16 protein-coding genes are annotated in these 18,052 nt (G+C 52.5%); 5 read left to right on the forward strand and 11 right to left on the reverse strand.

Going from position 1 to position 18,052, the window contains the following annotated elements; all coding sequences use genetic code 11:
* Positions 1 to 558: an antibiotic biosynthesis monooxygenase gene (locus RIN69_RS20565; RefSeq protein WP_313854214.1), complete on the reverse strand. Its 558-nt coding sequence runs from the start codon at positions 556 to 558 to the stop codon at positions 1 to 3.
* A 134-nt stretch (positions 559 to 692) separates the two neighbouring features.
* Here RIN69_RS20565 and RIN69_RS20570 point away from each other — a divergent pair, with 134 nt between their 5' ends.
* Positions 693 to 1,601, forward strand: coding sequence for a LysR family transcriptional regulator (locus RIN69_RS20570; protein WP_313854215.1), 909 nt, complete (start codon positions 693 to 695; stop codon positions 1,599 to 1,601).
* A 39-nt stretch (positions 1,602 to 1,640) separates the two neighbouring features.
* Here RIN69_RS20570 and RIN69_RS20575 read toward each other — a convergent pair whose 3' ends face one another.
* A complete protein-coding gene (locus RIN69_RS20575; protein ID WP_313854216.1) occupies positions 1,641 to 3,224 on the reverse strand; it encodes an MFS transporter in 1,584 nt (527 codons plus the stop codon).
* A gap of 369 nt (positions 3,225 to 3,593) precedes the next feature.
* Here RIN69_RS20575 and RIN69_RS20580 point away from each other — a divergent pair, with 369 nt between their 5' ends.
* Positions 3,594 to 4,415: an alpha/beta fold hydrolase gene (locus RIN69_RS20580; RefSeq protein ID WP_313854217.1), complete on the forward strand. Its 822-nt coding sequence runs from the start codon at positions 3,594 to 3,596 to the stop codon at positions 4,413 to 4,415.
* A gap of 63 nt (positions 4,416 to 4,478) precedes the next feature.
* Here RIN69_RS20580 and gdhA read toward each other — a convergent pair whose 3' ends face one another.
* Positions 4,479 to 5,822: an NADP-specific glutamate dehydrogenase gene (gdhA, locus tag RIN69_RS20585; protein ID WP_313854218.1), complete on the reverse strand. Its 1,344-nt coding sequence runs from the start codon at positions 5,820 to 5,822 to the stop codon at positions 4,479 to 4,481.
* Positions 5,823 to 6,296: 474 nt separating this feature from the next.
* Complete coding sequence (ssb1, locus tag RIN69_RS20590) at positions 6,297 to 6,845, reverse strand: single-stranded DNA-binding protein SSB1 (RefSeq protein WP_313854219.1); 549 nt, start codon at positions 6,843 to 6,845, stop codon at positions 6,297 to 6,299.
* Between the two features lie 241 nt (positions 6,846 to 7,086).
* Between ssb1 and uvrA the strand changes: the two genes are divergently transcribed.
* Positions 7,087 to 9,915 (forward strand): excinuclease ABC subunit UvrA, encoded by a 2,829-nt coding sequence (gene uvrA / locus RIN69_RS20595; protein ID WP_313854220.1) that lies wholly within the window; start codon positions 7,087 to 7,089, stop codon positions 9,913 to 9,915.
* A gap of 232 nt (positions 9,916 to 10,147) precedes the next feature.
* The gene (locus RIN69_RS20600) at positions 10,148 to 11,212 is read left to right on the forward strand and encodes an NAD(P)-dependent alcohol dehydrogenase (protein WP_313854222.1); all 1,065 of its coding nucleotides are present in this window, start codon (positions 10,148 to 10,150) and stop codon (positions 11,210 to 11,212) included.
* A gap of 33 nt (positions 11,213 to 11,245) precedes the next feature.
* Here RIN69_RS20600 and RIN69_RS20605 read toward each other — a convergent pair whose 3' ends face one another.
* The 6 genes from RIN69_RS20605 to dnaB all read right to left on the reverse strand — a co-directional run bounded on the left by RIN69_RS20605 (position 11,246) and on the right by dnaB (position 16,290).
* Positions 11,246 to 11,593 (reverse strand): MmcQ/YjbR family DNA-binding protein, encoded by a 348-nt coding sequence (locus RIN69_RS20605; protein WP_313854223.1) that lies wholly within the window; start codon positions 11,591 to 11,593, stop codon positions 11,246 to 11,248.
* Positions 11,594 to 11,595: 2 nt separating this feature from the next.
* Entirely contained in the window at positions 11,596 to 12,012 is a 417-nt protein-coding gene (locus RIN69_RS20610) for a secondary thiamine-phosphate synthase enzyme YjbQ (protein ID WP_313854224.1), read from the reverse strand.
* A 137-nt stretch (positions 12,013 to 12,149) separates the two neighbouring features.
* Positions 12,150 to 13,343: an amino acid aminotransferase gene (locus RIN69_RS20615; protein ID WP_313854225.1), complete on the reverse strand. Its 1,194-nt coding sequence runs from the start codon at positions 13,341 to 13,343 to the stop codon at positions 12,150 to 12,152.
* Between the two features lie 60 nt (positions 13,344 to 13,403).
* Positions 13,404 to 14,030: a YitT family protein gene (locus RIN69_RS20620; protein ID WP_313854226.1), complete on the reverse strand. Its 627-nt coding sequence runs from the start codon at positions 14,028 to 14,030 to the stop codon at positions 13,404 to 13,406.
* Positions 14,031 to 14,258: 228 nt separating this feature from the next.
* Entirely contained in the window at positions 14,259 to 14,750 is a 492-nt protein-coding gene (locus RIN69_RS20625; protein ID WP_313854227.1) for an Lrp/AsnC family transcriptional regulator, read from the reverse strand.
* Between the two features lie 133 nt (positions 14,751 to 14,883).
* The gene (gene dnaB / locus RIN69_RS20630; protein ID WP_313854228.1) at positions 14,884 to 16,290 is read right to left on the reverse strand and encodes a replicative DNA helicase; all 1,407 of its coding nucleotides are present in this window, start codon (positions 16,288 to 16,290) and stop codon (positions 14,884 to 14,886) included.
* 91 nt (positions 16,291 to 16,381) lie between these two features.
* Here dnaB and RIN69_RS20635 point away from each other — a divergent pair, with 91 nt between their 5' ends.
* The gene (locus RIN69_RS20635) at positions 16,382 to 17,365 is read left to right on the forward strand and encodes a quinone oxidoreductase (RefSeq protein WP_313854229.1); all 984 of its coding nucleotides are present in this window, start codon (positions 16,382 to 16,384) and stop codon (positions 17,363 to 17,365) included.
* Positions 17,366 to 17,751: 386 nt separating this feature from the next.
* On the opposite strand, the gene pspG is transcribed toward RIN69_RS20635, so the two are convergent.
* Entirely contained in the window at positions 17,752 to 17,973 is a 222-nt protein-coding gene (pspG, locus tag RIN69_RS20640; RefSeq protein WP_313854230.1) for an envelope stress response protein PspG, read from the reverse strand.
* Between the last annotated feature and the right edge of the window lie 79 nt (positions 17,974 to 18,052).

Below are 18,052 nucleotides of genomic sequence, written 5' to 3' on the forward strand. Positions count from 1 at the left end.
CTAACCGCGTGGGGTCAGCCAGTTTTTAAGCAGGCGAGTGATTGCCGGCATCCACAGATAAACCACCAGAGCCACCACGCAGGCATCGTTCAGTAAATGCCCCCACAGGGTGCCTTTACTGGCGGGTAGCGCATGGCCCCAGAACCAGGGAACCAGATTGGTAGAGGGAAAGATAACCGCCAGAGTAACCAGAAACTGTTTCCAGCGCGCCGGAACCGGTGAAGCAGGCGTTGCTGGCGTAAACCAGAACGCGGCGCCAGGACGCATTTCAATGTGTTCCGGAGCCATCAGCATTTCTGGCAGTTCAGCCACCCGCGCCTGACGTTCGCTGGAATTAATCCACTTATAAAGATTATCCAGGCCGTCGAATCTGATCAGAATGGTATACGTCATTTCGCCATGCACCGGGCGCAGTACATTCACGCCGAGGTGACCGGTGAATAGCGCCGCCTGCGGCATAATCTTTTCCAGCCAGCGCTCATATTCAGGCTGTTTTCCCGGTTGCAGGCGGTGGGTAATCACCAGCGTCACATGCTCTGGCTGATGCGAATAGTCCACGATATTCTCCTCTTTGACCTGGGATTTGACCGTCAGGGGTTGTATTCAATAGAGAAACAATACGAAATAGGAAATGTTATTAATAACGGAAAGATTTTACGTTGTTGTTAAATAATTTTGGGGTTAGCTAAACGATGCGATTAAACCTTGAAGCTTTGATGATCCTTGATGCACTGGATCGTCATGGCACCTTTGCCGCTGCGGCGGCCAGAATGTTTAAAACGGCTTCCGCCTTGAGCTATACGATCCAAAAAATGGAAAGCGATTTAAATATCACCCTACTTGACCGCTCCGGGCACCGCGCCACGTTCACCTCGACTGGACGGCTGATGCTGGAGAAAGGTCGCGTGTTATTACGCGCGGTGGGTGAGCTGGAGCAGCAGGCAAAATACGTTGAGAGTGGCTGGGAAAGCAAACTGACCATTAGCCTTGACGCTTCGGTACCCTTTGCACTGCTTTCGCCGCTAATCGATGAGTTTTATCAGCAACATCAGCACACTCAGCTGCTTTTCCGCCATGACGCACTGGCGGGATGCTGGGAAGCAATAACCTGGGGTGAAGCAGATATTGTATTCGGCGCGGTGCAGGAGCCGGCAAGGCACAAGGGCATTCAGTGCGTGCCACTCGGCTGGCTGGAGTATGTGTTTGCTATCGCGCCACATCATCCACTGGCTTCGCTGCCGGCGCCGCTGCTGAGAGAGCAGATTCGCCAGTATCGTGCTGTGGTGGTGAATGACTCTTCGCGTCACAGTGAAGGCGCCGATCTGCGGGTGCTGGACGATCAGCCAATCCTCAGCGTACACAGCTTCAACGATAAAGTGCAGGCACAGCTCGACGGGCTGGGCTGTGGCTATCTGCCGCGCTATCTGGCGGCACCGCATCTGGTCAGCGGCAAACTGATCGAGCGTCAGCTGGATAGCGAGCCACGCCGCGATCAGGCTTTCCTGGCCTGGAACGAAAGCGCCACCGGCAATGCAGTCACTTGGTGGCGGGAGAAATTACAAAACTTTAGTGGCATCGGCGCAATCTATGCGCCGGTATAAATATTCGCCGTACTGCCTGTGACGAGTGCGGCGATTTTTTTAATTCACTGACAGCAGATGGTGGACTACCGGCTTACTGTCGCCACGGTGAAAGCTTGTTACCTCGCGTTGCAGCTCAGCATCGGCCAGAGATACGCGCTGATGCTGGCGCAGATGCTCCTGCCAGGACTCGACCAGGAACCACTCAACCAGAGTTTCAGGCTCGGCACTATGCTCGGCAATCCCCCAGGCGTAAGCGCCATCGCGACGGCGTGACAGTGAGAACTTCTTGATAGCCGCCAGAAACGCCGGACGATCTGCTGCTGCCACCTGATAATAAATCTGAATCATTACCGGGCCACGATCGGCATGCAAATCCCCTGTTGTTACCGGTGCATCCCAGTGGCCGGAAGGTTGCAAATCATCTTCGCCGCCCGGCAATGTTAAGCGCCAGAACAACAGCGCCGACAGTAACAGCGCCGCGCCTGCCAGCAATAGCGTGGTCACCAGACCGGTCTGGCTCGCCACCAGCCCCCAGAACAGACTGCCCGCCGCCATCGCACCGTTAAACACCATCAGATAAACCGACAGCCCACGACCACGCACCCAGTCTGGCAGCACTGCTTGCGCAACGCCATTCAGCGTAGTCAGGGCAATAATCCAGCTGACGCCCAGCAATACCATTAGCGGCAGTGCCAGCCACTGAATTGGTAACAGCGCCAGTACCACCATCACCAGCGCAGACAGCGCGGCGGAAAGTAATAATAAGCCATCGCTGCTTATCACCTGACGTAAGCGGGCCAGCAGTAAAGCACCGACAATCGCCCCAACACCAACCGCGCCCAGCATAATGCCGTAGAATCCGGCGCTGCTCTGTAACAGATTACGCGCTACCAGCGGCAGTAAGGCCCAAATTGCACTGGCGAAAGCGAAGTAAACCGCAGCGCGCAACAGCACCCGATGCAACTCACGGCTGGCTTTGACGTAACGCATTCCGGCACGAAAGGCACCGAAAAAATGTTCCTGCAATGCATCCTTTGGCTTTTGTGGGCGCTTCCACCACAGTAAAGCAGCGAGAACAAATACATAGCTGAGAACATCGGCACCATACGCCGCCCAGGCCCCCAGTGCCGCCAGCAGTACTCCACCGGTCGCCGGGCCGATTGCCCGGGCAATATTAATACCCAGTGAGTTAAGCGCGACCGCATTTCGCAGCTGCTGGCGCGGCACCAGTTCCGGCACAATTGCCTGCCAGGCTGGCCCCATCAACGCGGCACCGATACCGCCGACAAAGGTCAGCGCAATCAGATAATCCACCGTCAGCAAATTATTATGCGATAGCAGCAGCAGAGTGCCGCTGACGCTGGCCAGCAACAGCTGAACAAAAATCAGCAAGCGCCGCCGATCGAGTATATCGGACAGCACGCCAGCCGGGATCGCCAGCAAAAAGATCGGTAACGTCGCCGCAGTCTGCATCAGCGCAACCGCCGCCGGATTCGACGACAGCCCGGTAACCAGCCATGAGCTGGCAACATCGCGCATAAAGCTACCGGTATTACCGAGAATGGTCGCCGCCCAGATAACCGCGAACAGACCTTGCTTCAGTGGAGCAAAGGCGCCCGTTGATGTTGTGTTCTGACTCATGCTTGTTCCCTCGGATCGGAGTGTGCTGATTAAGCCTGACGTTGTGAGAATGAGTGAACCAGCGTGGAAGCATGCGGGTTGGATGTAGACATGTTCATTTCCTCTCAGGATAGTGTTATCGGTTAGTGTTGTGCTGCTGGAGCTAACAATAAGAGAGGAACGTTTTCACAGATAGCGGAAAGAATTTGCCAACTTGTTGAGTTTTTTTTGACAGGCTATAAAGCTAAAACTACATTAAAGTCAGTCAGATAGTTCGTTAAAAATCCTTCAACAGCTTGTCAAAAATTATGCCTTATCTTTCCCTCAAGGCAATTGCTAACGTTATGTCTGGCAAATACAACCGCACATACAGAATCTGAGGAAAACATCATGAGCACATTTAACACGCAAGACGGAACACAGATTTACTATAAGGACTGGGGCAAGGGCAAACCGGTGCTGTTCAGCCACGGCTGGCCGCTGGATGCTGATATGTGGGACAGCCAGTTAAACTTTCTCGCCGAACGCGGCTACCGCGTTATCGCCTTTGACCGTCGTGGCTTTGGCCGTTCCGAACAACCGTGGGAAGGTTACAACTACGACACCTTTGCCAGCGATATCAACGATCTGATTACTCTTCTCGATCTGCGGGATATTACGCTGGTCGGCTTTTCGATGGGCGGCGGTGATGTCACTCGCTATATTGGCCGTTACGGCAGCGAACGTATTGACTCGCTGGTGCTGCTGGGCGCGGTAACGCCGATTTTTGGTAAAACCAACGATCATCCTGAAGGTGTGGAAAAATCAGTCTTTGACGGCATCAAAAAGGGGCTGCGTGAAGATCGCGCCCAGTTTATTAAGGACTTTGCTACGCCATTCTACGGCACTAATCAGGGAATGACCGTCTCTGACGGCGTACTGGCGCAAACGCTGAATATTGCTTTGCTGGCATCGCTAAAAGGCACCATTGATTGTGTAACGGCATTTTCGGAAACAGATTTCCGCGCTGATATAGCAAAGGTGGGTGTGCCGACGCTGGTGATTCACGGCAGTAATGACCAGGTCGTGCCCTTTGAAGCCACCGGCAAACTGGCGGCGGAAATGATCGCTGGCTCGCAGCTGAAAGTGTACGACAATGCACCACACGGCTTCGCGGTGACGCATCAGCAACAGTTGAATGACGATCTGCTGGCGTTTTTGCAAAGCCTTTGATAGTGAAAACTGGCATTTAAAAAAGCCCCTTTGCAGGGGCTTTTGTCTTTCTGGTTGGCGAGGTTACAACACGCCCTGCGCCAGCATCGCATCAGCGACTTTAACAAAGCCGGCAATATTCGCGCCATGCACATAGTGAGTCTGCTTACCTTCCCCACCGTGCTCCACACAAGCGTGATGAATATCCAGCATAATGTGTTGCAGACGGATATCGACTTTCTCCGCTTTCCAGCTGATTCGCGCGGCATTCTGCGCCATCTCAAGCCCGGATGTCGCCACACCTCCGGCATTTGCCGCTTTGCCCGGCGCAAACAGCACGCCGGCATCGAGAAACGCGTCGGTCGCCTGAATTGTGGTTGGCATATTGGCCCCTTCTGCCACCGCTTTAACACCATTAGCGATCAGCTGACGCGCAGCAGGCAGATCCAGCTCATTCTGCGTGGCACAAGGCAGCGCGATATCAACCGATACGCTCCACGGCTGCTGCCCCGCCAGATACACCAGCTGGCGCTCGCGGGCATAATCTTCAATGCTACCGTAACGCTGATTTTTAATCTCAGCCAGAAGCGCCAGTTTTTCCGGCGTAAAGCCCTCTTCGTCAACTACCGTGCCGCGCGAATCAGAGGCCGTAATCACTCTGGCACCTAACGCCATGGCTTTTTCGATGGCGAATTGCGCCACATTGCCAGAGCCGGAAACCGCAACTTTACTGCCTTCAAAACCTAAGCCGTGGCGTTTTAACATCGCATCAGTGAAATAAACTAAGCCGTAGCCAGTGGCTTCGGGACGTATCAGACTGCCGCCAAACGATAATCCTTTCCCGGTAAACACGCAGGCGGTGTTGTTGGACAGTTTTTTCATCATTCCGGCCATGTAGGCCACTTCACGACCACCGACGCCAATATCACCAGCCGGCACATCGGTATCCGGGCCAAGATGACGGTACAACTCGGTCATCAGCGCCTGACAAAAGCGCATCACTTCGCCCTGACTTTTTCCTTTCGGATTGAAATCAGAACCGCCTTTACCGCCGCCCATTGGTAGCGTAGTCAGCGCATTTTTTAAGGTTTGCTCAAAGCCGAGGAATTTAAGAATTGATAAGTTGACCGACGGATGAAAACGCATCCCGCCTTTAAACGGCCCGATAGCGGAACTGAACTGCACGCGCCATGCACGATTCACCTGCACCTGATTTTTATCATCAGTCCATGCCACGCGAAACTGGATCACACGTTCTGGCTCGACCAGCCGCTCTAACAGGCCCTGCTGCTGATAATGTGGATTCTGCTCAATAAAAGGCCACAATGAAGTAAACACTTCACGCACTGCCTGCAGGTATTCAGGCTGGTGCGGGTCACGCTGTTGTACAGAGTTTAAGAACGACTCCAGAGAGTTAAAACCTTCCATTACATCTTCCTTATGCCGGATTAGCTTTCCCCGAAAATGATTTAATAATTTTTTCGAATAATAACGGGGGGGATATTGTGCATTACCGACTATAACATCGGTGTTTGCCGGCACAACAAAAAACATAGCCTGAAGATAGTAAGGGTTAACAGGCTCCCTGCGGAACCAACGATATTCACTTTGCAACCGGATGTCTGTATCACTGCCAAATGAGTCTTTGATTAAATAATAATAAACATCGACATTACAAAGCGTTATCAGAATCGTTTCATTTTAGAAAACATCAGTTTACTGTTACTGATTAATATCAGACTGATGCTTCCCGTATAGCTGATTAATGCTTAAACCGTCCCGGCATTGATAATAAAATATAATATTGTCAGGCTGATGCACCTGCCTGACTAATAATCTGGATACAAAAAACCCCACATAGTGGGGTTTTCTGGATTATTGATTAACGCAATTCGCTCATTATCAGAACGGAATATCGTCATCAAAATCCATTGGTGGTTCATTATTATTGGCTGGCGCGTTGTTCTGCTGCTGCGGGCGAGATTGCGCGCCGCCGCTGAACTGGTTGTTATTACCGCCCTGCGCTGCCTGGGGCTGTTGAGGCTGGCCCCAACCATTGTTGTTGCCCTGGCCGCCACCGGCTGGTGCGCCGCCGCCCTGACCACGGCCACCCAGCATCTGCATGGTGCCGCCAACGTTTACTACCACTTCAGTAGTGTATTTTTCCACGCCAGCCTGGTCAGTCCATTTACGCGTCTGCAGTGCACCTTCGATATACACCTGAGAGCCTTTACGCAGGTATTCGCCCGCAACTTCAGCCAGCTTGCCAAACAGCACAACACGGTGCCATTCAGTCTTCTCTTTGGTTTCGCCGGTCTGCTTGTCACGCCAGCTTTCAGACGTGGCCAGGGTAATGTTGGCAACCGCACCACCATTCGGCATGTAACGGACTTCCGGATCCTGACCCAGATTTCCGACAAGAATCACTTTGTTAACGCCTCTGCTGGCCATGTTGGTGTCTCCGATGAATATTCAGTTAAGTCTAAACCCTAAATTCTAACATGGCATCCTGCCAGTTCCTACTTTCAGATCAACCTCGAAAAAAGCCTCGGCGCGTTACCGCTTTGCAAATAAACACTGGATATCCATTCAGGTTTTTTTGTGTCATAATTAGACGTTTGGTTCTGGCTGTGCCGCGCCTGACTTTGAAGGATACCGGCACAGTGAGTCTGCGTTAATCCGGGAAATGTGCATGGATAAGATTGAAGTCCGGGGTGCCCGCACCCACAATTTGAAAAACATCAACCTGACCATCCCTCGCGACAAACTGATCGTTGTCACCGGCCTGTCAGGTTCCGGTAAATCCTCGCTGGCGTTTGATACGCTGTACGCTGAGGGTCAACGTCGCTATGTGGAATCCCTTTCCGCCTATGCACGTCAGTTTCTCTCCTTGATGGAGAAGCCGGATGTCGATCATATCGAAGGCTTGTCGCCGGCGATTTCGATTGAGCAGAAATCGACCTCCCATAACCCGCGATCCACCGTCGGGACTATCACTGAAATTCACGATTACCTGCGCCTGCTGTTTGCCCGCGTAGGTGAACCGCGCTGCCCCGATCACGACGTGCCGCTGGCGGCGCAAACCGTCAGCCAGATGGTGGATAATGTGCTGGCGCAGCCGGAAGGCACGCGGCTAATGCTGCTGGCGCCGGTAGTGCAGGATCGTAAAGGTGAGCACACCAAGACGCTGGAAAACCTGGCGTCTCAGGGCTATATCCGCGCGCGTATCGACGGCGAAGTCTGCGATCTGTCCGATCCACCTAAGCTGGAGCTGCAAAAGAAACATACCATTGAAGTGGTAGTTGACCGCTTTAAAGTGCGTGAAGACTTGTCCCAGCGCCTGGCCGAATCGTTTGAAACCGCACTGGAGTTATCCGGCGGAACCGCGATCGTCGCCGATATGGACGATACCAGTAAAGAAGAATTGCTGTTCTCGGCTAACTTTGCCTGCCCGATTTGCGGCTACAGCATGAGCGAGCTGGAACCCCGCCTGTTCTCATTTAACAACCCGGCTGGGGCTTGTCCAACCTGTGATGGTCTGGGCGTGCAGCAATACTTCGATCCGGACCGCGTAGTGCAAAATCCTGAGCTGTCGCTGGCTGGCGGTGCAATCCGCGGCTGGGATCGCCGTAACTTCTATTATTTCCAGATGTTGCGCTCACTGGCGGAACACCTCGATTTTGATATCGAAGCACCGTTCAACCAGCTGGAAGAGAAAGCGCGTAAAGTGATTCTTTACGGCTCCGGTAAAGAAAACATCGAATTTAAGTATATCAACGATCGCGGTGATACTTCGGTGCGCCGTCATCCGTTTGAAGGCGTGCTGCACAATATGGAGCGCCGCTACAAAGAGACCGAATCTGCTGCGGTACGCGAGGATCTGGCCAAGTTTATCAGCAACCGCGCCTGTGCCAGCTGTGAAGGCACCCGCTTGCGTCGCGAAGCACGCCATGTGTTTGTGGAAAACACCACCCTGCCGACCATCTCAGATATGAGCATTGGTCATGCGATGGAGTTTTTCCAGAACATGAAACTCAGCGGTCAGCGCGCAAAAATCGCCGAAAAGGTGTTGAAAGAGATTGGCGATCGCCTGAAATTCCTGGTTAACGTCGGTCTGAATTATCTGTCGATGTCGCGCTCAGCGGAGACGCTGTCCGGTGGTGAAGCACAGCGTATCCGTCTGGCCAGCCAAATTGGTGCCGGACTGGTTGGCGTGATGTACGTGCTGGATGAGCCATCCATTGGTCTGCATCAGCGCGATAATGAACGCCTGCTGGAAACGCTGATTCACCTGCGTAATCTTGGTAATACCGTGATTGTGGTGGAGCATGATGAAGACGCGATCCGCGCTGCCGACCACGTGATCGATATCGGTCCGGGTGCCGGGGTGCACGGCGGTCAAATCGTGGCTGAAGGCACGGTCGACGATATTATGGCGAAGGAAGATTCGCTTACCGGTCAGTTCCTGAGTGGCAAACGCGAAATTGCGATTCCTCAGCAGCGCGTGCAGGCCGACCCAACTAAAGTGCTGAAATTGGTCGGCGCGCGTGGTAACAACCTGAAGGATGTGACCCTGACGCTGCCGGTCGGCCTGTTCAGCTGTATTACCGGCGTTTCCGGCTCCGGTAAATCGACGCTGATTAACGATACGCTGTTCCCGATTGCCCAGCGCCAGCTTAATGGTGCCACTATTGCCGAACCTGCACCGTATCGCGAAGTCAGCGGAATGGAAAATTTCGACAAGGTGATCGATATCGATCAAAGCCCGATTGGACGCACACCGCGCTCTAACCCGGCGACCTATACCGGTATCTTTACTCCGGTGCGCGAACTGTTTGCCGGCGTGCCGGAAGCGCGTGCACGTGGCTACAATCCGGGGCGTTTTAGTTTTAACGTGCGTGGCGGCCGCTGTGAAGCTTGTCAGGGCGACGGTGTAATCAAGGTAGAAATGCACTTCCTGCCAGATATTTATGTCCCTTGTGACCAGTGTAAAGGCAAGCGCTATAACCGCGAGACGCTGGAGATAAAATACAAGGGCAAAAACATCCATGAAGTGCTGGAAATGACCATTGAAGAAGCTCGTGAGTTCTTCGATGCGGTGCCAGCGCTGGCACGTAAGCTGCAAACGCTGATCGATGTTGGCCTGTCGTATATTCGTCTTGGTCAGTCGGCTACCACGCTGTCCGGTGGTGAGGCGCAGCGTGTGAAGCTGGCGCGCGAGCTGTCGAAACGCGGTACCGGTCAGACGCTGTACATCCTTGACGAACCAACCACTGGCCTGCACTTTGCAGATATCCAGCAGTTACTGGAAGTGCTGCATCAGCTGCGTGACCAGGGTAATACCATCGTGGTTATCGAACACAATCTTGATGTGATTAAAACCGCTGACTGGATTGTTGACCTCGGCCCGGAAGGCGGTAGCGGCGGCGGGGAAATCCTCGTTTCCGGTACACCGGAAACTGTTGCCAAATGTGAGAAATCCCATACCGCGCGCTTCCTGAAGCCGCTGTTAAAAATGTAAAACTGTTCGGGGCCGGTCACTACTGGCCCCTGCTTTATCTCTTCTTTTCTCATCAGCCAGCCACTGCTCATTTCGTCAGAATCTCGTAGAATCAGGCAAGATTTCGACACATTCAGGCATACCCGCGATGCCGCTCACTGACTAAGCTTAATGCTCTGATATTTTCTGCTGCTACCGTTACGCAGCAATCATTTTCCTTCATGACACAACATCAACTTAATCTGGAGACACCATGAATATTACGCACGCCTGGGCTGCTCAGGACGCGAAATCTAAGCTGGCCCCCTTCGATTACCAGCCGCGTGAACTTCGTGAACATGATGTGCAAATTGAAGTGCTGTTTTGTGGCGTCTGCCACTCGGATCTTCATCAGGCCCGCAATGAGTGGAATAACACCATCTTTCCAGTGGTGCCAGGGCATGAAATTGTCGGACGCGTCACCGCGGTCGGTGGCCACAGCCACAAATATAAAGTCGGCGATCTGGTCGGCGTCGGCTGTATGGTCGATTCCTGTCGCACCTGCTCCAGCTGTGAAGAGGGTTTAGAGCAGTATTGTGAAAATGGCTTTGTGGGCACCTACAACGGTGAAGACCGTCAGACTGGCGATATCACCTACGGTGGCTATTCAACTCAGGTAGTCGTGCATGAAGACTTCGTGCTGCGCGTACCGGAAAACCTGGATCCGGCCGGTGCCGCACCGCTGCTGTGCGCCGGCATTACCACTTACTCACCGTTGAGTCACTGGGGCGCAGGCCCGGGCAAAAAAGTCGGTATTGTCGGACTGGGTGGGCTGGGGCATATGGGGGTGAAAATCGCCCATGCGATGGGCGCACATGTAGTGCTGTTTACCACCTCTGAATCAAAAGTCGCAGACGGTAAACGCCTCGGCGCAGATGAAGTGGTGATTTCCAAAGATCCTGAGCAGATGGCGCAGCACGCCAACAGTTTTGATCTAATTATCAATACGGTTGCCGCGCAGCACGATCTTAACCCGTTTATTACCCTGCTGCGTCGCGACGGCAATATGACGCTGGTCGGCGCACCTGAACACGACCATCCATCACCGCAAGTGTTTAATCTGATCTTCAAACGCCGCAGTATTGCCGGTTCACTGATCGGTGGCATCGCTGAGACCCAGGAAATGCTGGATTTCTGCGGTAAGCACAATATCGTTTCTGATATCGAAATGATTAAGATGAACCAAATCAACGAAGCTTACGAGCGCATGCTGAAAAGCGATGTGAAGTACCGTTTCGTGATTGATATCGATACCTTACGCAACGAAGCAACCGCGTAATATCTCGCAGCCGGTCACGCCAGTGATCGGCTGTTATCCACCGCGATTGCCGCCCGCCGCCCGGGTGTTAACCGCCTGCTGTAGCGAGGCGTCCACCAGATAGTAGATCTGCGAATCTTTCAGCGATCCATCAAGAAATACCGTGCTCCAGTGTGATTTATTCAGATGTTCGCTGGGTGAGACATCCTGATGTTCTTCGCGTAACAGCTCGGTCAGCGCAGGCGAAGCCTTAAGCGACACCGCCGGTCGCCCCTGAACTTCATGCACCATCGCAAACAGCACATCATCAACTTTAATCTGCGTGGCTTTCCAGTCACTGTGGACACTCTGTTCCGCACCGGGTTTATCCATGCAGTAAGAAAGCAGATCCGAAGTGTTCATTATTATTCCCCTTGAAGGGTGGCAATAATCTGACGCGCACCGCCATGAACGCGATGCTCTCCGAGCCAGATTCCCTGCCACGTGCCGAGAACCAGACGCCCACGATTAACCGGCAACACCAGCGAAGTGCCTAACAGCGACGACTTGATATGAGCTGGCATATCATCAGCGCCTTCATAGTCGTGTTGGTAAGGCGCATTTTCAGGAACATGACGTAAAAAGTGCTGTTCCATGTCGCTACGCACCGTGGGGTCACAATTTTCATTTAGCGTCAGCGAGGCTGAAGTATGCTGCAAGAGCAGATGAAGCAGGCCGATTTGCACGTCTTTCAGGCGACGAAGCTCACCGACAATCTCTTCGGTTACCAGATGAAATCCTCGCGACTTTTCACCGAGGGTAAGGGTCTGCTGATACCACATTTCAAAATTCCTTGGCTGAATAACTCTGGTTAAGTGTGCAGCATGTCGACCAAAGGTAAACCCCTCTCCGGTAAATAGCGAAAAAAAAAAGCAGCGGGCGTGGCCGGCTGCTTTTCTGTTGCGTCAATACTGAGGTGTTACATTACCGCAGCAAAAGCTTCCGCCACCTGATGCACATTATTAGCGTTCAGGCCCGCGACGCACATACGGCCACTGGCGATCAGATAGATACCAAACTCTTCACGCAGACGATCCACCTGCTGCTCACTGAGGCCGGTGTAACTGAACATCCCGCGCTGTTTCAGCAGATAATCAAAGTTAGCACCCGGCACCGCTGCCGCCAGCACCGAAACCAAAGCCTGACGCATCTCGAGAATACGCAAACGCATCGCTTCTACTTCGGCCAGCCAGCTGGCTTTAAGCGCTTCGTCATTCAGTACACAGGAAACAACCTGTGCGCCGAAATTCGGCGGGCTGGAGTAGTTACGGCGCACCGTCGCTTTCAGCTGACCCAGCACGCGTGCCGCTTCGTCAGCGTCATTACATACCACTGACAGACCGCCAACGCGTTCGCCGTACAGTGAAAAGATTTTTGAGAACGAATTGCTGACCAGCGCTGGCAAGCCTGCGGCGGCAATCGCACGGATGGCGTAAGCATCCTGCTCCATTCCGGCACCAAAGCCCTGATAAGCGATATCGAGGAACGGCACCAGCTCCTGAGATTTCAGCACTTCAGTAGTGATATCCCACTGTGCATCGGTCAGGTCGGCACCCGTCGGGTTATGGCAGCAAGGGTGCAGTAATACGATACTTTGCTTAGGCAGCGTTTTTAATTTGGCAATAAACGCATCAAACTGCACGCCATTGGATTCAGCATCAAACCACGGATAGGTATTCACGTCAAAACCCGCGCCGGAGAAGATCGCGATATGGTTTTCCCAGGTAGGATCGCTGACCCATACGTCAGAATTCGGGAAGTAGCGCTTCAGGAAGTCCGCACCGACTTTTAGCGCGCCGGAACCGCCCAGCGTCTGAATGGTGGCGATACGCCCGGCTTTCAGCGCCGGATGCTCAGCGCCAAACAGCAGTGGCGCAATCGCATTGCGGTAAGCTGGCAGACCTTCCATTGGCAGATAGAGTGAAGCTGCCTGTGGCTGTGCGTTCAGACGCTCTTCAGCAGCGGCAACCGCCTGCAGCTGTGGAATCACACCTTGTCCGTCATAATACAAACCGATGCTCAAATTCACCTTGTGCGGTCGCGTGTCCTGTTTAAAGGTCTCCATTAACGAGAGAATTGGATCGCCAGCGTAGGCATCAACGTTTTGAAACACGGTGCAGATCTCCATAGATTAATTTTATCAGTAACGCGTCAGGGCGCGTTTTGACACTCTTCAGACGTCGTAACGTCCGGGACGATGGTTCATGGCGATGATCAGATTGAGGATCACCGCGCCACAAATCGATGCCGCCAGCATCGGTAACGACACCACGAACAGTGATGCCAGCACCACGCAGGTATCGACTGCCATTTGCAGTTTACCGGCACGAATACCAAAGCGGTCTTGTAACCACAGCGCCAGAATATTGACGCCGCCAAGGCTGGCTTTATGGCGAAACAACACTATAAACCCAATTCCCATTATCAGGTTACCGAACAGTGTCGCATAAAATGGATTCAGTGACTCAAAATGGACAAAAAGCGGATGCAAGTGGGTAAACAGCGAGACCAGGCCCACCGCGCAGAAGGTTTTTACGGTAAATGCCCAGCCCATACGGCGTACTGCCAGCCAGTAAAACGGCAAATTAATCACAAAGAATGCCAGACCAAATGAAGAGTGTGTCAGATAGCTAATCAGAAAAGCGATGCCGGCGGTGCTGCCGGTCAAGGCTCCGGCCTGTTTCAGCATCACCACGCCGAATGAGACCATCAGTGTGCCAATCAGTATCGCCAGACCATCTTCAACCCGGGTGTGTGGAATTTTTTCAATTGGTGCAAAGGAGGGAGCAGTATTATTCATCTGTCTGATTCTCAAGTAAATGACACTATCAGACAGCAAAAATCGCACCAGGTCGCAGTGAAAAACAGCGCTAACAGCAGGGAAGAAAATAACCCATTGAAAAATAACAACCTTTATTTGTAAGCTTTGTGCGCAAAACAGCCTTAAAACTGCCTGATAACGCACAAAGACGCCAGTTAATGCACAAATCATGCAGATAATTGGCATTTGATGCACTATTATTGCGCATCACGCACCATTTTGGCGCACGCTGCTTTCCGGCAACATCATCAGGCCATTCTCTTTCAACCGATTAAGCACAACCGATGTTTTAACGTGCGACACACTTTGATGCCCGGCAACTAACTGACTGATTAGCGAGCTTAAACCTGCCAGATCGGCAACCGCGACCTTTAATAAATAATCGGCATCGCCGGTGGTTTTATAGGCGTCGACAATCGCGGGTTGCTCCGCCACCATCCGATGAAAACTCTCAACATATTCTGCGGTGTGATTGATCAGGCGCACTTCGATAAGACCAATCATGCCAAGGCCTACCGCATCGGGCGAGAGCCGCGCGTGATAGCCGAGAATCAGATTCGCTTGTTCAAGATTGATACGGCGACGCGAGCATTGTGATGCCGAAAGGCCGACTAAATCACTCAATTCCTGATTGGTCAGACGGCCATTGGTTTGCAGTAAAGTCAGTATTTTAAGATCAAAATCGTCAATGCTGGTCATTATCGATCCGTGTTGTATGAAGGGGCGCAGTGCCGCTACAGATAACCGCAATCTTTGCGGCGTTGTCCAACACTATTTTATGATGACAATGAGATCAGCGATTCGCAGTGTGGCCTCAAGGACGCTGGCTAAATTATTCGTCGTCGTACTGCGGCCCGGCATAATTATCGAAACGCGACCACTGACCGTTAAAGGTCAGGCGCACAGTACCGATTGGACCATTACGCTGCTTACCGAGAATAATTTCGGCGATACCTTTCAGATCGCTGTTCTCGTGATAAACCTCATCGCGATAGATAAACATGATTAAGTCGGCATCCTGCTCGATAGAGCCTGATTCACGCAAATCCGAGTTAACCGGACGTTTGTCAGCACGCTGCTCCAGCGAGCGGTTAAGCTGCGACAGCGCCACTACCGGAACTTGTAACTCTTTTGCCAGCGCTTTAAGCGAACGTGAGATTTCTGCAATCTCCAGCGTACGGTTATCGGAAAGTGAAGGTACACGCATCAGCTGCAGGTAGTCGATCATAATCAGGCTTAAGCCGTCGTGCTCGCGGAAAATACGGCGTGCACGCGAACGCACTTCGGTTGGCGTCAGGCCAGAAGAATCATCGATATACATATTCTTCTTCTCAAGCAGAATCCCCATGGTGGCGGAGATACGCGCCCAGTCTTCATCATCCAGTTGCCCGGTACGAATTCTCGTCTGGTCAACGCGTGACAGCGAAGCCAGCATACGCATCATAATTTGTTCGCCGGGCATCTCCAGACTGAAGATCAACACCGGCTTATCCTGCAGCATCGCGGCGTTTTCACACAGGTTCATCGCAAAGGTGGTTTTACCCATTGATGGACGAGCGGCGACGATAATCAGGTCAGAGCGTTGCAGACCAGCGGTTTTTTTATTGAGATCCTGATAACCGGTATCCACGCCAGTCACACCGTCGTGCGGCGTCTGATACAGCGACTCAATACGCGAGACCGTGGCTTCCAGAATCTGATCGACGCTTTTCGGCCCTTCATCTTTATTGGCACGGTTCTCAGCAATCTGGAAGACGCGCGATTCGGCCAGATCCAGCAAATCTTCACTGCTGCGCCCCTGCGGATCATAACCGGCATCGGCAATTTCATTGGCGACCGAGATCATATCGCGCACCACCGCACGTTCGCGCACGATGTCTGCGTAAGCACCGATATTCGCCGCACTTGGCGTATTTTTCGATAGCTCGGCCAGATAAGCAAAGCCACCGGCCATGTCCAGCTCACCCTTCTGCTCCAGCGATTCAGACAGGGTAATCAGATCGATTGGCTTGCCCATTTCCAGCAGGCGCTGCATTTCACCGAATATCATGCGATGTGGACGGCTGAAGAAATCCTGCGCGACCACGCGTTCGGCAACGTTATCCCAGCGCTCGTTGTCCAGCATCAAACCACCCAACACGGACTGCTCCGCTTCCAGCGAATGAGGCGGCAGTTTCAGCCCTTCCATCTGGCGGTCACGGGTTTCGTTCGATTTGTTGGTGGGTTTATTTCCTGCCATAGTGAATGCAATACCGAAAATCAGTTGAGAAGACGCGCAAGTATACTCGTTTGTGCGCTTAATATCCTCCCATCAATCAACAGGAGTGAGCATGGCAAAGCGGATACAATTCAGTCAGCACGGTGGCCCGGAAGTGTTGCAGCTGGTCAATATTGATGTCGCCGATCCAGCGGCCCATGAAGTACAGGTGGAGAACAAAGCGATTGGTATTAATTACATTGATACCTACTTCCGCAGCGGGCTCTATGCGCCAGCCAGTCTGCCTTCCGGACTGGGTACCGAAGCGGCTGGTATCGTCAGCAAAGTGGGATCGGCAGTTACGGTGCTTAAGCCAGGCGATCGCGTGGTGTATGCGCAGTCAACGCTGGGTGCCTATAGCGAACTGCACAATGTTGATGCCAGTAAAGTGGCGCTGTTGCCCGATGCCATTACGTTTGAGCAGGCGGCGGCCTCATTTCTGAAGGGGCTGACGGTGCACTATTTGCTGCGCCAGACGCATGAAATACAGCCGAATGAGGTGTTTCTGTTCCATGCCGCAGCCGGTGGTGTTGGCTTAATCGCCTGCCAGTGGGCAAAAGCGCTGGGAGCACATCTGATCGGCACCGTTGGCTCAGCAGAGAAAGCCAGGCTGGCGAAGGATTCCGGCGCCTGGGCCACGATTAACTATCGCGAAGAAGATATTGCGCAACGCGTCAGCGAACTGACCGATGGCAAAAAAGTGCGGGTGGTGTATGACTCAGTGGGTAAAGATACCTGGGAAGCCTCGCTGGATTGTCTGCAACCCCGTGGTCTGATGGTGAGTTTTGGTAATTCATCCGGCCCGGTCAGTGGGGTGAATCTGGCGATTCTTAATCAGAAAGGTTCGCTGTATGTTACCCGCCCTTCACTGTTTGGCTATATCACCAATCGTGAAGAGCTGCAGCTGGCCAGCAGTGAACTGTTTTCACTGATCGCCAGCGGTGCGATTAAAGTCGATGTGCCGCCGCAGCAGAAATTTGCTTTGGCGGATGCGCAGCAAGCGCATAAAACCCTGGAAAGCCGTGGCACTCAGGGATCGAGTTTATTAATTCCTTGATCGGCAGATGCAAAGGGCCTTTTGATACAAGGCCCCATCTGGAATCATTGTATAAAGTCTGCCATGACGTGGTACTGGGAAAACGTATTTCACTGCTTCCCGCAGCAGGCCCATCCTCTGAATAATAGTAAAAAGAGGATTTCCGCAGGCTTATAAACGCGAACGGGGCTTCCCGAAGGAAGCCCCTTTTTCTTTTTTATAGTTCGCGCTGTTTGTAGGGTCAGCGGCGATGAATACGTTTTCGACTCAACGGTTTCCATACTGGCAGAAAATATAAGTAAAAAATATGTTTAATTGCGAAAAACAGCTAAGTAAAAGTTACGATGTGATCCAGTCCGCATTTTTCATGGCTGATTTTTACGCAACCCATTGATTAATCACGGTGATTACCAGCGACCCCGGCTTATTTTAGGCTTGTTACAGGCGCGATAAATCCACACGGCAACGACCGCTAATAACAGCCACGGCAACATCTTGATTACAATCGCAAACAATCCGCCGACCATCATCACCAGCGTGGCGACCACCAGTGCAGCCACGATGCCCAGTACAGAGACGCCGGTCAGCAACAACATTAAAAAAAATCCAAGCACAAACAGGATTTCCATACGGCAAGCTCCATTAAATTAAGTATTGATTAGCTAATACAAAAAGCATGCCAGCTTGCTGATAACATTAAGTCGTTGA

The sequence above is a fragment of the Winslowiella toletana genome (genome assembly GCF_032164335.1).
In the GTDB taxonomy this organism is placed as follows: domain Bacteria; phylum Pseudomonadota; class Gammaproteobacteria; order Enterobacterales; family Enterobacteriaceae; genus Erwinia; species Erwinia toletana_A.

Excerpts from the sequence above, each read along its gene's own strand:
- pspG (WP_313854230.1), bottom strand. The coding sequence starts at position 17,973 with ATGGAAATCCTGTTTGTGCTTGGATTTTTTTTAATGTTGTTGCTGACC.
- dnaB (WP_313854228.1), bottom strand. The coding sequence starts at position 16,290 with ATGGCAGGAAATAAACCCACCAACAAATCGAACGAAACCCGTGACCGC.
- RIN69_RS20610 (WP_313854224.1), bottom strand. The coding sequence starts at position 12,012 with ATGTGGTATCAGCAGACCCTTACCCTCGGTGAAAAGTCGCGAGGATTT.
- RIN69_RS20575 (WP_313854216.1), bottom strand. The coding sequence starts at position 3,224 with ATGAGTCAGAACACAACATCAACGGGCGCCTTTGCTCCACTGAAGCAA.
- uvrA (WP_313854220.1), top strand. The coding sequence starts at position 7,087 with ATGGATAAGATTGAAGTCCGGGGTGCCCGCACCCACAATTTGAAAAAC.
- RIN69_RS20620 (WP_313854226.1), bottom strand. The coding sequence starts at position 14,030 with ATGAATAATACTGCTCCCTCCTTTGCACCAATTGAAAAAATTCCACAC.
- RIN69_RS20625 (WP_313854227.1), bottom strand. The coding sequence starts at position 14,750 with ATGACCAGCATTGACGATTTTGATCTTAAAATACTGACTTTACTGCAA.
- gdhA (WP_313854218.1), bottom strand. The coding sequence starts at position 5,822 with ATGGAAGGTTTTAACTCTCTGGAGTCGTTCTTAAACTCTGTACAACAG.
- ssb1 (WP_313854219.1), bottom strand. The coding sequence starts at position 6,845 with ATGGCCAGCAGAGGCGTTAACAAAGTGATTCTTGTCGGAAATCTGGGT.
- RIN69_RS20600 (WP_313854222.1), top strand. The coding sequence starts at position 10,148 with ATGAATATTACGCACGCCTGGGCTGCTCAGGACGCGAAATCTAAGCTG.
- RIN69_RS20635 (WP_313854229.1), top strand. The coding sequence starts at position 16,382 with ATGGCAAAGCGGATACAATTCAGTCAGCACGGTGGCCCGGAAGTGTTG.
- RIN69_RS20605 (WP_313854223.1), bottom strand. The coding sequence starts at position 11,593 with ATGAACACTTCGGATCTGCTTTCTTACTGCATGGATAAACCCGGTGCG.
- RIN69_RS20580 (WP_313854217.1), top strand. The coding sequence starts at position 3,594 with ATGAGCACATTTAACACGCAAGACGGAACACAGATTTACTATAAGGAC.
- RIN69_RS20570 (WP_313854215.1), top strand. The coding sequence starts at position 693 with ATGCGATTAAACCTTGAAGCTTTGATGATCCTTGATGCACTGGATCGT.